Genomic DNA, 292 nt, shown 5'->3' with positions numbered 1-292 from the left:
TCTACGATAAAAACGGCTCCTTTGTCTTTTAAAAAGCACCTCAAAGATAGCTTTGAAGACGAGCTGGCAGATGCCACCATTCGACTACTCGATATGGCAGCAGGGTTAAAGATTGATCTAGACAAACACATTCAAGCGAAATTGGACTACAACCGCACTAGAGCCCGCTTTCATGGAAAGCAATATTAAGAAAATGGTCTAAGGACTAAAAGAAAAGCCATAATGGTCAACTGGAAAGGTTTAGAATGTGTGTGTGTTCGCATTCAGAAGGGTTCAATTCTCTTCCCAGTTA

The 292-nt window shown here is 41.1% G+C and carries 1 pseudogene; it reads left to right on the top strand.

The features are described from left to right. A pseudogene (locus CG11_RS30690) lies at positions 1–189 on the top strand (nucleotide pyrophosphohydrolase); the annotation flags it as partial. Positions 190–292 lie beyond the last annotated feature (103 nt).

The organism is Aureispira sp. CCB-QB1 (assembly GCF_000724545.1).
Taxonomy (GTDB): Bacteria; Bacteroidota; Bacteroidia; order Chitinophagales; family Saprospiraceae; genus Aureispira.
This window is presented reverse-complemented; position numbering and strand designations above follow the sequence as displayed.